The sequence below is a fragment of the Anaerosporobacter sp. genome, assembly GCF_031551385.1.
Classification (GTDB): Bacteria; Bacillota; Clostridia; order Lachnospirales; family Lachnospiraceae; genus Anaerosporobacter.
Map to the genome: position 1 here is coordinate 53193 of NZ_JAVBNS010000094.1, position 13475 is coordinate 66667.

The 13475-nt window shown below is 35.3% G+C and carries 12 protein-coding genes and 2 CRISPR repeat arrays; of the genes, 3 read left to right on the forward strand and 9 right to left on the reverse strand.

Annotation, left to right across the window (positions count from 1 at the left end):
- From RMR19_RS08830 to RMR19_RS08845, 4 genes are all read right to left on the reverse strand, one after another.
- The gene (locus RMR19_RS08830) at positions 1-1431 is read right to left on the reverse strand and encodes an aminotransferase class I/II-fold pyridoxal phosphate-dependent enzyme (protein WP_310603122.1); all 1431 of its coding nucleotides are present in this window, start codon (positions 1429-1431) and stop codon (positions 1-3) included.
- Between the two features lie 15 nt (positions 1432-1446).
- A complete protein-coding gene (locus tag RMR19_RS08835; RefSeq protein WP_310603123.1) occupies positions 1447-1875 on the reverse strand; it encodes a putative ABC transporter permease in 429 nt (142 codons plus the stop codon).
- A gap of 604 nt (positions 1876-2479) precedes the next feature.
- Positions 2480-2629, reverse strand: coding sequence for a hypothetical protein (locus RMR19_RS08840; protein WP_310603124.1), 150 nt, complete (start codon positions 2627-2629; stop codon positions 2480-2482).
- 207 nt (positions 2630-2836) lie between these two features.
- A complete protein-coding gene (locus RMR19_RS08845; RefSeq protein WP_310603125.1) occupies positions 2837-3748 on the reverse strand; it encodes a helix-turn-helix domain-containing protein in 912 nt (303 codons plus the stop codon).
- A gap of 191 nt (positions 3749-3939) precedes the next feature.
- Between RMR19_RS08845 and yicI the strand changes: the two genes are divergently transcribed.
- Both yicI and RMR19_RS08855 read left to right on the forward strand, forming a co-directional pair.
- Entirely contained in the window at positions 3940-6282 is a 2343-nt protein-coding gene (gene yicI, locus RMR19_RS08850; RefSeq protein ID WP_310603126.1) for an alpha-xylosidase, read from the forward strand.
- 232 nt (positions 6283-6514) lie between these two features.
- Positions 6515-7489: a phosphotransferase family protein gene (locus RMR19_RS08855; protein WP_310603127.1), complete on the forward strand. Its 975-nt coding sequence runs from the start codon at positions 6515-6517 to the stop codon at positions 7487-7489.
- A gap of 122 nt (positions 7490-7611) precedes the next feature.
- Here the strand turns inward: RMR19_RS08855 and rsmH are convergent, their stop codons facing one another.
- From rsmH to RMR19_RS08880, 5 genes are all read right to left on the reverse strand, one after another.
- Complete coding sequence (gene rsmH, locus RMR19_RS08860; RefSeq protein WP_310603128.1) at positions 7612-8673, reverse strand: 16S rRNA (cytosine(1402)-N(4))-methyltransferase RsmH; 1062 nt, start codon at positions 8671-8673, stop codon at positions 7612-7614.
- Positions 8674-8848: 175 nt separating this feature from the next.
- Positions 8849-9132: a CRISPR direct-repeat array (repeat unit 30 nt; unit sequence GTTTCAATACATCTCATGTTGTTATTCAAC).
- 286 nt (positions 9133-9418) lie between these two features.
- Positions 9419-9991, reverse strand: coding sequence for a DUF7010 family protein (locus tag RMR19_RS08865; protein WP_310603129.1), 573 nt, complete (start codon positions 9989-9991; stop codon positions 9419-9421).
- Positions 9981-10448 carry a hypothetical protein gene (locus RMR19_RS08870; protein ID WP_310603130.1) on the reverse strand — a complete coding sequence of 156 codons (468 nt, stop codon included), beginning with the start codon at positions 10446-10448 and terminating at the stop codon, positions 9981-9983. Before RMR19_RS08870 ends, RMR19_RS08865 begins: the two co-directional genes overlap by 11 nt.
- A 15-nt stretch (positions 10449-10463) precedes the next feature.
- Positions 10464-10898 carry a LytTR family DNA-binding domain-containing protein gene (locus RMR19_RS08875; RefSeq protein ID WP_310603131.1) on the reverse strand — a complete coding sequence of 145 codons (435 nt, stop codon included), beginning with the start codon at positions 10896-10898 and terminating at the stop codon, positions 10464-10466.
- A 215-nt stretch (positions 10899-11113) separates the two neighbouring features.
- Positions 11114-11581: a hypothetical protein gene (locus tag RMR19_RS08880; RefSeq protein WP_310603132.1), complete on the reverse strand. Its 468-nt coding sequence runs from the start codon at positions 11579-11581 to the stop codon at positions 11114-11116.
- Between the two features lie 317 nt (positions 11582-11898).
- Here RMR19_RS08880 and RMR19_RS08885 point away from each other — a divergent pair, with 317 nt between their 5' ends.
- Positions 11899-12384, forward strand: coding sequence for a GerMN domain-containing protein (locus RMR19_RS08885; protein WP_310603133.1), 486 nt, complete (start codon positions 11899-11901; stop codon positions 12382-12384).
- A gap of 332 nt (positions 12385-12716) precedes the next feature.
- A CRISPR array of direct repeats spans positions 12717-13327; the repeat unit is 30 nt; unit sequence GTTTCAATACATCGTATGTTGTTATTCAAC.
- The last annotated feature ends 148 nt before the right edge of the window (positions 13328-13475 follow it).

The following is a 13475-nucleotide window of genomic DNA, read 5'->3' on the forward strand; positions in this document are numbered from 1 at the left end:
TTATTGTTCTCCTACTACAAGAATCTTTTCGTTATTACTATCTTTCATGCCTTTTATATGCAGACCAGCCATCTTGTACTCTTGTATCTTACTAATACTTTCTTTCGTTATCTCTTCACCTGGGACAATCAGCGGAATTCCTGGTGGATACAGATACACATATTCACCTGCAATCCTACCTACGCTATTTTCTATTGCTATTCTTTCTTTTCTTTGATTATATGCTTCATAAGGCGTTAATACAAGTGTTGCATCTATTACACTAAACAACATAACATGCTGTTTCTTTATCTGTCCTATCATTTTCTTATCGATATCAAGAAGCGCATTTATTAATCGTTCGAATCCCTCTTTCGTATCCGCGATACTTGTCATCGCTAATACATAATCTTTCGAAACCATTTCACATTGAATCTTATAACGTTCTCGTAACATATCATATAATTCGACTCCATTTAATGAACTTCCATGTGTAAAGATTAGAATCTTAGACGGATCCATTGCATAAATTCCACTCGCTCTCGTATAGTCCTTTGGCTGAATTACTCTAATATGCTGTAGCCCCTCACTCGCTTTATAAAATGTCTCTAAGTTTTTATTATATTCCTTGAACAACTCTGCTCCCTGTTCTTTTACAAGTCGCAAACAATTACTGATTCCCGACATAAGTACATACGACGGACTACTTGTTTGATATATCTGTAGATACATTCTTATCTTATCATAATCTACGATATCTCCATTGCTATGTAACAACGCTGTCTGTGTAAATGCTGGCAATGTCTTATGAACACTATGAATAACCAAATCTGCTCCACAAGCAACTGCATTTTCTGGAAATGCTTTGTCAAATCCCAAATGTGCCCCATGTGCTTCATCTACAACAAGTGGTATGTTATACGAATGAACAATCTCTGCAATCGCTCTTATATCAGAAACGATTCCCTCATATGTCGGAGATGTGAGTAGTACCATCTTTATATTCGGATTCTTCTCTATTGCTTCCTTTACTTGCTCTGGTGCAATTCCTCTATGTATCCCTAATTCCTCATCCACTTCTGGATAGAGGTAAATTGGATTTAATTCATTTAAGAAAATAGCGTGATAAACCGCCTTGTGACAATTCCTTGCCACAAGAACGGTATCCCCTTTATTCGTACAAGACGCTATCGCTACAAGCAATCCACTTGTACTCCCATTAATTAGATAATGAGTATGTGTCGCATGATATAACTGCGCAGCTTCCTCCATATTCTCAAGTAGAATGTCTTCCGCATCATGAAGATTATCAAATCCATCAATTTCCGTAATATCAATTGCATACGGATTTATCATATTCATCAATTCAAGATTACGTTTATGCCCCGGCATATGCATAGGATAGACATCCTCCTCTTGATATTTCACTAACTTATCATATAAATACTCCAAACTTAACTCCCTTCCTTACCAAAAACGATATCTTGGCTTACTTTCCCCCATAAGCCAATACCTTAGATAGTCATCGGAAACAATCGCTAATGGAGATAGGAAAAACCAGATAAATACATAAACCAAACAGATTTGTCCAAGTACATTGTATGGTTGATTCGAATAATCCCAAACATTCATCCCCAACCAAACATTAACTACCAAACCAGTCATCAATTCCACTCCTGTTATTATAACAGAAGAAACTACCATTTGACTAACAAATGACATTCGATATGGCGATTTTTCATTTAGCAAACCTATTGATATAAAACAAACTCCTCCTGCAATCAACATCGAGATATGCGAATACCCTCTTGATAAAATTTCTATCCCGCAATACGCATAACCACCCACAAAAAACAGCAAAATGTACTTTATAAAGTTATTCTTTATGTTTACCATTGCAACCTCCTTTTGAAAAGCTACCTCCAAATGCGAAACTCCTTTTATGTGTCTAAGCTTCTTGGTTGCTGTACGCTAACACAAAACACGCTACACATCGAAGTACTTCTAGGTGTATACGTTGCGCTATTCAAAAGTTACGGAATCGTCTTCGATTCGGCATCCTGCCTCAGCTCAGACTGGCTCGGCGTCCATGCCTCGCCTTCCTAGTCCGTGCAGTATACACCAAGAAGTACTATCGATGTTCCGCTACCGTTTTTTTGTTAGCGTACAGTAACCAAGAAGCAGTCGAGTATACTAAGAGTTTCGCAAATATCTCAATAGCTACATCTGTTCAAATGTTCAAAATTTGATTTTAAAAACTAAGATGATAATTTCACTTTACCTCTCATTTCATCTTATCTTTATAAGATATAATTTGTACAATAATGTCGTAATTATGTTAGTAGGTTATTTGCTCTGTGTGATAAAGTTGGTAACTTTATTAAATTTTTCTATGATGGAAAATTTTTAATTTTAAATTCATGCTTACACCAAATACATCGTACCACTAGGGCTATACCAGTTGGGTCAAAATACTGTTTGACCTCAACGTCACATTTCTCTAAAACCAACCCAAGTCTTTTCTTATCTTTTCAATGCTCTTGTCAATAACGTAGTATGCAAAACTCACTACCTTCATCTGCTTCTTCGCTGATGTATGATGGCTAAAAAACGATAGCGAAGCACCTGTAGTACTTCTTAGTGTGTACATCAACAACCTAGGAAGGCGAGGCATGGACGCCGAGCCAGTCTTCGTTGAGGCAGGATGCCGAATCGAAGACGTTTCCGTAACATCTCGATAACTATCCGTACACACCTAGAAGTACTAAGGTGCACAGCGTGTTTTGTGCCATCATACAGCAGCGAAGAAGCTATGAAACATGTACCAGTTTTGCATCAACAAGTTATTTAAAAGTTTTTAGAAATTAGAATTCCGATACTGCTTTGGAGTACAGCCGACTATTGTGTGGAATACTTTATTATAGTAGCTAATATTGTTGAAACCAGATAGATTTGCTATCTCTGCAATCTTTTTGTTTGTTTCCACAAGAAGGTGGCAGCTTTGCATCACCCGATATCGCATAATATATTGCATCGGTGTTCGATTCATTGTTTGACGAAATATTCTGCAAAATTGTCCTTCGCTCATAGGAATTAAATCTGCTAATTCTGCTAACGATATTTCATAGGAATAGTTTTCTTCAATATAGTCGAGTACTGGTTTGATTCTCTCCAAATTCAAAGAATTATCCTCATCTAAAACCTCGTTTTGCTTTGCATGTTCATAGTACAATTCCCATATCGTATACATGCGCACCTTTAGCATCAATTCATTTTCTAATAGTTTCATATAATCTAGCTCATTAATTTCTTCTAACAAGTCAAGAATTTTTGATTGCCAATCACCATCTTGATGAATGACTGGTGTAAATAGTAGTTTTTCTTTTAATACAGGTCGTATATAACGCTTAGCAAAATGCGTATGCAAATCATTTTGTAAAAATTCATAAGAGAATACAACCGCATAGAAAGAGCCTCCATCTAAATCTAACGATTTTGCACTATGATACACATTGGAATTGATGAAGATGCAGTCACCTACATCAAGAATATATTTTGTCTCTCCTACTTGCATCTCCGTTGTTCCTTCTGTTACTACTAACAACTCCATTTCTCTGTGCCAATGCAGATAGAATATACTCTCCGTTCCTTTCGGATAAGAATATTTATGCAACGCAATTGGTATTTCTGCTGTTCCATGGCTTATCTTCTCTTCATAATATTTTGCTTTTTCTTGTGTTTGCATTTTATCGTTCTGTAATGTGTCCATCTTCTCCCCTCCTTGATAATTGCCCTTGTTAGTTATTAGTGCAATGTTTTATCAAAATAGTGTTATAAATGATTCATTTAGTTAAATATTTATTAAAATAATAATAATATAATACTATTACAAGGACATAAAGTAAACATGTTAAACCAATATATTAAATATACATCCATATAAAAGGAGGATCTCTATCTATGAAATTCGCAAACGGATTCTGGGTAACACAAAAAGGTTATGATACAAAATTCGCATCTCAACCATACGAAATTACAACAACGGAAAACAGCATTACTGTTTTAGCAACTACTGCAGTAATTGAAAATCGTGGTATGACTCTTCAAGGCCCAATTCTTGAAATCACATACTCATCTACTTGTGAAGATACAATCAAAGTTCATATTGTTCATTACAAAGGTGGTCTTGATAATTCACCTCAATATGAATTAAATGAAGATTTCAACTTCAAACCAATCATCAATGATTCAGAAGAATCTATCGAATTGATTTCTGGTAATACAAAAGTTGTTATCACAAAAGGAACTAGTTGGAGCGTACAGTTCTATTATAAAGAAAAACATTTAACTGGTGGTTCATGGCGTGCAACTTCTTACGTTACAGAAACTCAATTTATGGCAGATGCTAAGAAAGAATTAAACAAAGATAATGATTTCTTTGACTATCCTTATAACGGAAATACTGCATATGTAAGAGAACAATTAAAAACAGACATCGGTGAATGTATCTACGGATTTGGTGAAAAATTCACTCCATTCGTTAAGAACGGTCAAACGGTTGAAATCTGGAATAGTGATGGTGGTACTTGTACAGATCAAAGTTACAAGAGCATTCCTTTCTACATTTCATCAAAGAGCTATGGTATCTTAGTTAATAGTTCTGATAAAGTATCTTTCGAAGTTATGTCAGATACCGTATCTCGTGTTTCTTTCACAGTTCCTGGTGAAGAATTAGAGTACTTTATTATCGGTGGTGAAAACCTTGAAGGCGTATTAGAAAACTATACAACTTTAACTGGTAAACCAGCACTTCCACCAGCATATTCATTTGGTTTATGGTTGTCTACTTCATTTACAACAAGCTATGATGAAGACACAATCAACTCATTTATCGATGGTATGGCTGAAAGAGATATTCCTCTACAAGTATTCCACTTTGACTGCTTCTGGATGAAAGAATTCGAATGGTGTAACTTCGAATGGGATACAAGACAATTCCCGAATCCTCCAGCAATGCTCAAGAGACTTCATGATAAAGGCTTAGAAGTATGTGTATGGATTAACTCTTATGTTGGACAACGTTCTAAACTTTTTGACATCGGTAAAGAAAATGGCTACTTCATCAAGAATCTTGATGGTGGTGTATACCAAACAGATGCTTGGCAACCAGGAATGGCAATCGTTGACTTCACGAATCCTGCAGCATGTGATTGGTACAAAGGTCTATTAAGACAATTATTTGAGATGGGTGTTAACAACATCAAGACAGACTTTGGTGAAAGAATTCCTACGAAATGTAAATATTTCAACGGTATGGACCCTGTTAAGATGCATAACTACTACACTTACCTTTACAATAAATGCGTATTCGAAGCTTTAGAAGAATACTTCGGAAAAGACAAAGCTTGTCTATTCGCAAGAAGTGCTACTGTTGGCGGACACAAATTCCCTGTACATTGGGGTGGTGACTGCTACGCAGAATACTCTGCAATGGCTGAAACTGTTCGTGGTGGACTTTCTCTTTGTTCTTCAGGTTTTGGTTTCTTCAGCCATGATATCGGTGGATTCGAAGCTACTGCTCCTGCTGATGTTTATAAGAGATGGTGTGCATTCGGTCTTATGTCTACGCATAGCCGTTTACATGGTTCAAGCTCTTACCGTGTGCCTTGGAACTTTGATGAAGAGTCTTGCGACGTACTTCGTTTCTATACAAAATTAAAAGGTAAATTAATGCCTTACTTATGGGCTCAAGCAATCAAAACTCATGAAGTTGGTGTTCCAATGATGCGTTCTATGGTTATCGCATTCTCTAACGACCCAGCTTGTAGATACCTTGATGCGCAATATATGCTAGGTGATAATCTTCTTATCGCTCCAGTTATGAACGAAGAAGGTTTGGCTGAGTTCTATGTACCAGAAGGAACTTGGTATGACATCGTAACAAATGACGTTTACGAAGGTGGCAGATACTACTCAAGAAAATGTAACTACTTCGAAATGCCTATCTTAGCTAGACCAAACTCTATCATTACATGTGGTGAGTTTGCTACGAATAACGTTGTTTACGATTACCTTAATAACGCTGAAGCTACTATTTACAATCTTGAAGATGGCAAGACTGCTACTGCTACAATCTATGACAGCGAAGCAAACAAACTTACTGATATCACAGCTACTCGCAGTGGTAATGGTATTACCGTTTCTTATGCTTCTACTGATAAAACATTTACGGTTGCTGTTGCTGGTACTGATAAGAAAGTTGTTGCTGTTGCGGGAAGTACTTCTGTAAGTATTGAATTATAATGATACAAGAGTCAAAAGGTCATACGTTTCATGCTTGCATGAAAAAGTATGACTTTGAGACCCCAACATCATTTCGTATATAAACAAAAAATGTCCTCATAAAATAAATGTCCCAGGGCGTGTCTGAAAATTACTTGTGCAGAACAGGTCAATGAATTTTCAAACACGCCCTACAATGTCTAAAGGGAGTTTCCGATTGGAAACTCCCTTTTATAAAAATCGGAGGTATGTTATGGACGCTGTATCAAAATTCTGGCAAGACAACGAAACGTTAGAGCAAATGACCGAGAAAGTTCTTGGTGAAAAACTCAATTCATTTTCTGCTGAACCTATTAACGCGGGATTCGTTAATGCGGTATATCTAATCTGTGCAAACAGCAAAGAAATGATATTAAAAATAGCTTCTCAAGAACATGTAGAAATGCTATCCGATGAAAACAATCTACTACTTAATGAAGCTCAAATGCTTGCTTTCATTAATGAAAAATTATCCCTCCCAATTCCACGAGTATTGCTACATGATACTAGCTGTACGATTTGCAAATCGCCGTATCTGTTTATAAGCAAAATTGAAGGGGACTCCTATGAGCATCTTATCTCAAGCTTATCAGAACAGGAACGTGCTCAGATAAACTACGAAATTGGTAAAATCACTGCTCAAATCAACTCTATTAAACACTCACAATTTGGACGACCTCAGCTTCCAGAATCCTTCTCTTCTAGCAATTCTACATTTATGCTTGGCGTTTTCAGAATGCTCCTTGATGATGGACTTGCGAAGAATCTGGATTTGCGTTGTATCTCTTATGAGGATCTTTGGAATCTCATTAAAGCAAACCAAGATGCTTTTGATGACTGCAAACAGCCTTGTTTGATTCACAATGATATCTGGGATGGCAATATTATGGTTCACAATGGAAAACTATCTGGCATTATTGATTTTGAACGTTGTTTTTGGGGGGATTATCTATTGGAAGATCATTTCTCTGGATATGGTGAGATTAGTCCTGATTTCTTAAAGGGCTATGGCAAGTCCTCCTTTACGAAAATGGAACTTCGCAGAATCTCCCTTTACCGAATCTGGCGTCGCCTTGCGATGACAATTGAAACACCTTATCGTCAATTTGATGATGAAGGACGATTTAATTGGGTTACCGGGGAGCTTAAGAGTGAGATTGGGAATTTAAGAGAGTTGATGAAGAAATAGGGGTTGCTAAATACCTATAATAGAAAAACTTTATGTATAAACACAGAAAAGAGAAAAATCTTTTTTCTTTTAAATGATTTTTCTCTTTCTATTTCATTGTATTAAGTAATTGCTCTCTATATTTATGCTCTAATAGCCCAACGCATCTTTGTCGAACGGGCACGACTGTTTATGTTACATTCTTCTGCTGATGGACGAATCACGTCCTTTGCAATGTCACTATAGATTCCTTCTCTATAAAAATGTTTAAAATATTGTTTTACTAATCTATCTTCTCCCGAATGGAATGTTAGAATTGCTACACGTCCACCTTTTGCCAAAACATTCGGAAGCTTCTCCATAAATTGCTCTAACACTTCAAATTCACTATTCACATCAATACGAAGTGCTTGGAATGTTCTTTGACATGTCTTCTTTATTACCTCTTTTCGTTCTGCTACTGGAACAGACGCTAAAACTCCTTCGATTACTTCCCTTAATCTTGTTGTCGTATCAATCGCTCTTCCTTTTCGAATCTCTGATACAACCGCTCTTGATATCTCTTTTGCGTATGGTTCATCGGAATTCTCTATCAACATTCCCTCTAACTCTGGCTGTGTGATATTTTTCAATCGCTCTGCTGCCGAAATACCCTTTTGAGGATTCAATCGTAAATCAAGTGGCCCATCTGTCTTATAAGAAAATCCTCGTTCTGGATTATCTATCTGCATTGAGGATACCCCTAAATCTGCCAATACGAAATCCAATGGTCCTGATTCCTCTATTATCTGGTCTATATTTGCAAAGTTAAGTAACTTTACTGTTAATATATCTTCGCCAAATCCCATATTCTCTAATCGTTCTTTCGTCTTTGCCGACTCTATTGGATCAACATCTAGTCCATAGATATGTCCTTTTCCTTCTAAGCACTTCAACATGTGCGATGTATGTCCACCATACCCAAGTGTTGCATCTAATCCTGTCTGTCCTGGCTGAATCTGCAAGAAATCTAAGATTTCCTTTACACAGATTGAGATATGCATACCTGCTGGCGTACTTCCCTTGCTTATAACTTTCTCTATTGTATCCTTATATTTCTCCGGTTGATGTTCTTTGTATTTTTCCTTATAGCTTTTTGGATGCGTTCCACTATAGCGAACACGTCTTTTGTGCTGTTGTTCTTTTTGTAATTCTTGATTTTCCATGGTTACCTCGCTGATTGGTTGTTGTTGATTACTGATTTAGGATCTGTTTTGGACTTTGTCCTATGTATGATAATGATAGCATATTTTGGTGGAAATGACTAGGGAGGAAATGGAGGGGTACATCGTATGTTGTTATTCAACGTGAAGAAATCGTAATAGAATTACACTGTGGTCGGTTTCAATACATCTCATGTTGTTATTCAACAAGAGTTTGGAAAATATACTGGCAGCGTTACTGGTTTCAATACATCTCATGTTGTTATTCAACTCGAAACCGATGCGTCCATCTGTTCGCCTTTTTGTTTCAATACATCTCATGTTGTTATTCAACTGTTACAACTAATATTAAACAAGCTTACTAATCTGTTTCAATACATCTCATGTTGTTATTCAACAAGTTGGCTTAGAGACAGGGAAGCAGAAAGGAAGGTTTCAATACATCTCATGTTGTTATTCAACCATAGTAAAATCAACATTCTTAAATCCTATGATACCACAAAATCCTTTATTTTCAAGCTTTTCTTCGATTTTTACCAGCCGTTTGTCACTTTTAATATTGCAATGACCAAATCACCTTCAAATCCTCGCTATTACTGGATTTACATGATTACATGATAATTATCGGCTGGTAAATTATTTTCACTATTCTACATTTGCACCCACTGCTACTCTTTTTTACATTATATCCAGCTAAATAGATTTCGTACTTTGAAAATCAATATAGCCCTGATTTTGCTACCAAACTCTAAACTTCATTTTGAACCCTAGAATACATTGAATTTTCCATTATCAAACCAACGCAAAATACTATCTCAACCAAAAACATAACAACTGCAACTACTAAAGCGGAATAGTATAGTCCAACCAGCAATGCCATAATTGGTATTAGAATAGACATTATATAATACATTTTTGATTGATACAACCAGCCATATGGAAGCAAATGTGCGCCGAAAATCATAGCATAGACCATCAACATTTTATCTGGTACGCATCCATAAATCCACATTACAATTAAAATATATAGCATTTGATTAACTGAAAATAAAATACCCAAACTCGTGAGTGGATTATCTTTGTTTTGAAAATCCACTTTTATCAGTTTTGAAACCAAATACGCTAGTGGAATTAGTGGTGCCGAACAGCAAAACATATACAGATTTTTTGTAAATGTCGGTAACGGTAATATTTGAATAAACGAAATCGCTAGCCATATCATAACCGACGTGATAATAAAATGTAATCCCTTCTGTTGTTTTCTTGCACAATCTTCTCTTAATTCACGAACTACAGAAAACAAGTTATCTTTATTCTCCATTTTCACCACCCCTTTTTTGTTGATATCGTTGCAATGCCTGCGTGTAAACATCACTTTGTTTTTTATTATACTGCTGATATATTGCCATGCAGATTATATATAAGACAAATGCAATTCCAATAAATAGACTCCATTTATTAATTGTTCCTTTGCCCGCAAAAAGTCCAAACCAATAGAAACAAAAACATTCATATATACTAAATAAGAGCATGAAGCAAGTTAATCTTTTTATAAAGCTCCATTTCTTAATAACCATACGTAAGAAAATCAGGTTAAACAGTAACACTCCACCAGAAGTGCAGAATATCATCTTTGTTAAGTTCCTTGTTGAAATGCTTTGGATATTAAAAAAATGACTGTACACTAGCATAAGAATAAGAAACCACGTAGTACAAAATGCAATTCCATTTCTCAACCATACGAAAAACTGGATACTATCTTTCTTTTTATTTTCCATATCTCCATTTCCTTTCTATATCGACAATATACTACGAATTGCCTGTACATATTTTCGAGATATATAAAGCTGTTCGTTATTACTCATCGTTGCAATGATTGTACGATTAAGTTCTGGTTTCAACGACCTAATCTTGTTTATATTTGCAATCTGTGATTTTGAGATTCGGATAAAATCCTTGTCAGAAAGAATAATCTCCAATTCATACAGCCGTTGCTTTATCTCCATTACATCATCCTTCGTGTATAAAAAGGTGCGATTATCTATCGATTCAAAATATAACACCTCAGAGACATTAACAAAATAGAACGCATTGTCTTTTTTCGCTTGCAACTTCTTGTCGAACAGTTCAATATATGTTTTTAATCGTATTACCTCGTCATCTTTTTGCTTGCATTTGATTATTATTTGTAGTGCTTCTTTTATATCTTCTATAATCTGAATATTCATTTTGCACCTCCACTGTTATTATATGTGCCTTCTTTATCTTTCTCAAGTATTTTGCGGTGAGTGGTACAAAACGGATTGGTAAGTGGTTCATTTTCTATTATTCCATAGCAAATGTATTCATCTCTCTTCTTTCCTCACTACTCTTTGCCTCTCTGAAGCAGAATAACTCAAACTTCGCCCGAAATACTTTTGAAGTTTGAGTTATTCTACTTGTACTATTTTTTCTTAATACAATAACTAATTATAGGGGCAAAATATCCATTTTCTACGTAGTTTTTTAGAATACTTTCGCTCATTTCCCCTGCGGTTATTTCTATTCGTGCCTCGTCCTCGTGAAATAAATAGTTTATATCTATATATATTTTATCGACAATGTCATAACTCATTATTTGGGTCAATACATTTTGTATTGCTTTTAAGTTTTTTTTCATTGTTCGATTAAAGCATTTTTCATAATCATCATCTTCCTCAATTGTTGGCTGAAATATGCTCTCTGCGTAATTATCCAGTGGTGTATCCGTTAATTCAAACATAATTATATTTGCATCTATATATTTTTCATATCGGTTATATGCTTCCATTGAGACATTCCCGCCTAATATACAACCTAGTCTATTGTTTATGGCTTCCTGTTGAATTCCATATGCCAACTCTACTATTTCGCTCATATCAGATGTATTCATGAAAACAGCTCCACAAAATCCTATGCTCAATTGTCTTCACTTCCTTTTTTGTTTTAGATGATTTTCTAAGTTGTAGAGGTGGTTTTCGCAGAAGTTAACTTCCCAATTTTTAATTATATCTTTGCATCTTTTTGAAACACAGCCCTTATCACGATATGACATGCTATACTAACAATATTTAAACGGCTTGTATATCTCTATGCCAAGTATACATTTAATACTAGACCAATAAAATGTCTTGATTAAGATCGATCCAAGTTATACAATTACAAATATAGCAAAACATTTTCACAAGATGTTATTCAAGGAGGTATGTCATGAAAAAAAAGTTCCTTTTAGTAATCTTAGTTCTCATTCTATGTACTGCTTGTTCCAAAAGTAATGTTTCTTCTTTAGACGAAGCGTCAAGTAGCAAAGAATATATCATCTATTGCTACCCTGATTCCTCATTGTCATATTGGCTTATTGAAGAAACAGAATTAGAACCTAATGCAACTGATATCGTCAATTTTCTAATAGCGTCCGAGAAGACATCAATCCCTAAAACAGTCAAATTGCTCGATATTAAGCAAGACGGTACTACCGCATACGTCAACTTAAGTAAGGACTTTGAAAGCTTTAATCTTGGAGACACTGTCATCGGTGTAAATATGCGTACTATCGTCAATACACTATGCCTTAATAAGTCTCTAGGTATTGACGGTGTTATCTTTTTATTAGATGGAGAACGACCTGAAGGGATAAGTGAATATGATAATTTGATTACTTACACTAGTAATTTAAAATTATCTGATTTGTATTAGAAAATGAAATCTTCTTATTAACCCAAAACTAAGAGTTATTAATATGGCTCTTCGTTTTGGGTTTTAGTTTTAATAAAATGTTTTAATTCTATTCTTCTCCTATCCATTCCTGAAATATTTTAATATTTCCCCTTGTTTCTTCACCGTTTTCTGCATACCAATGTTGTAACCACTCTAATGTAGGAATTTTTGTTGCTTTCTTGTTTGGGTATTAGAGATTCGTGTGGTGAGTTGTTGCTTGAGCATGTACTCTAAGGCAATGTGCTGGTATGGGGGTAGATCGTACGTTGTTATTCAACCTGTTGGGTACTGTATAACGACATTGATAAAGCGTTTCAATACATCGTATGTTGTTATTCAACGGATAGCCCGTAGCTTTTTGCAAGGGAGTGAAAGTTTCAATACATCGTATGTTGTTATTCAACGAAGAAGACAAGCAAGTTCTTGTGCAAACACAAGAGTTTCAATACATCGTATGTTGTTATTCAACGGAAAAAGTGCCAACAGAAGTAAAAGAATATCATTTGTTTCAATACATCGTATGTTGTTATTCAACTATGAGAGAAGATTTAGAAGCGGAATGGATTCCGTTTCAATACATCGTATGTTGTTATTCAACCTCCACGGACTTGTATGTGTTATCCGTGGAAAATGGTTTCAATACATCGTATGTTGTTATTCAACTGGTTTTACTTTTGGCATAGGTGGTGTTTTAACTGTGTTTCAATACATCGTATGTTGTTATTCAACATATATTTCGCCGTTCCATTCGTTTAATGCTACAGTTTCAATACATCGTATGTTGTTATTCAACTTAATGACCCTTTAGATATAACAGATTTTGGTTGGTTTCAATACATCGTATGTTGTTATTCAACAAAGAAGGTGTGTGTACAGCAAAAACAGTAATACAGTTTCAATACATCGTATGTTGTTATTCAACCATAGTAAAATCAACATTCCTAAATTCTATGATACCACAAAACCCTCTAGTTTCAAGCATTTCTTCTATTTTTACCAACCGCTAGCCCTTTTTATATTATAACAGCCAAATCACCTTCAGATGCCCACTATTGCTGGCTTTTCGCAAC

Bases quoted from the DNA above. Each gene is read 5' to 3' on its own strand.
- RMR19_RS08835 (WP_310603123.1), bottom strand. From the start codon at position 1,875: ATGGTAAACATAAAGAATAACTTTATAAAGTACATTTTGCTGTTTTTT.
- RMR19_RS08840 (WP_310603124.1), bottom strand. From the start codon at position 2,629: ATGTACACACTAAGAAGTACTACAGGTGCTTCGCTATCGTTTTTTAGC.
- RMR19_RS08845 (WP_310603125.1), bottom strand. From the start codon at position 3,748: ATGGACACATTACAGAACGATAAAATGCAAACACAAGAAAAAGCAAAA.
- yicI (WP_310603126.1), top strand. From the start codon at position 3,940: ATGAAATTCGCAAACGGATTCTGGGTAACACAAAAAGGTTATGATACA.
- RMR19_RS08855 (WP_310603127.1), top strand. From the start codon at position 6,515: ATGGACGCTGTATCAAAATTCTGGCAAGACAACGAAACGTTAGAGCAA.
- rsmH (WP_310603128.1), bottom strand. From the start codon at position 8,673: ATGGAAAATCAAGAATTACAAAAAGAACAACAGCACAAAAGACGTGTT.
- RMR19_RS08865 (WP_310603129.1), bottom strand. From the start codon at position 9,991: ATGGAGAATAAAGATAACTTGTTTTCTGTAGTTCGTGAATTAAGAGAA.
- RMR19_RS08870 (WP_310603130.1), bottom strand. From the start codon at position 10,448: ATGGAAAATAAAAAGAAAGATAGTATCCAGTTTTTCGTATGGTTGAGA.
- RMR19_RS08875 (WP_310603131.1), bottom strand. From the start codon at position 10,898: ATGAATATTCAGATTATAGAAGATATAAAAGAAGCACTACAAATAATA.
- RMR19_RS08880 (WP_310603132.1), bottom strand. From the start codon at position 11,581: ATGAATACATCTGATATGAGCGAAATAGTAGAGTTGGCATATGGAATT.
- RMR19_RS08885 (WP_310603133.1), top strand. From the start codon at position 11,899: ATGAAAAAAAAGTTCCTTTTAGTAATCTTAGTTCTCATTCTATGTACT.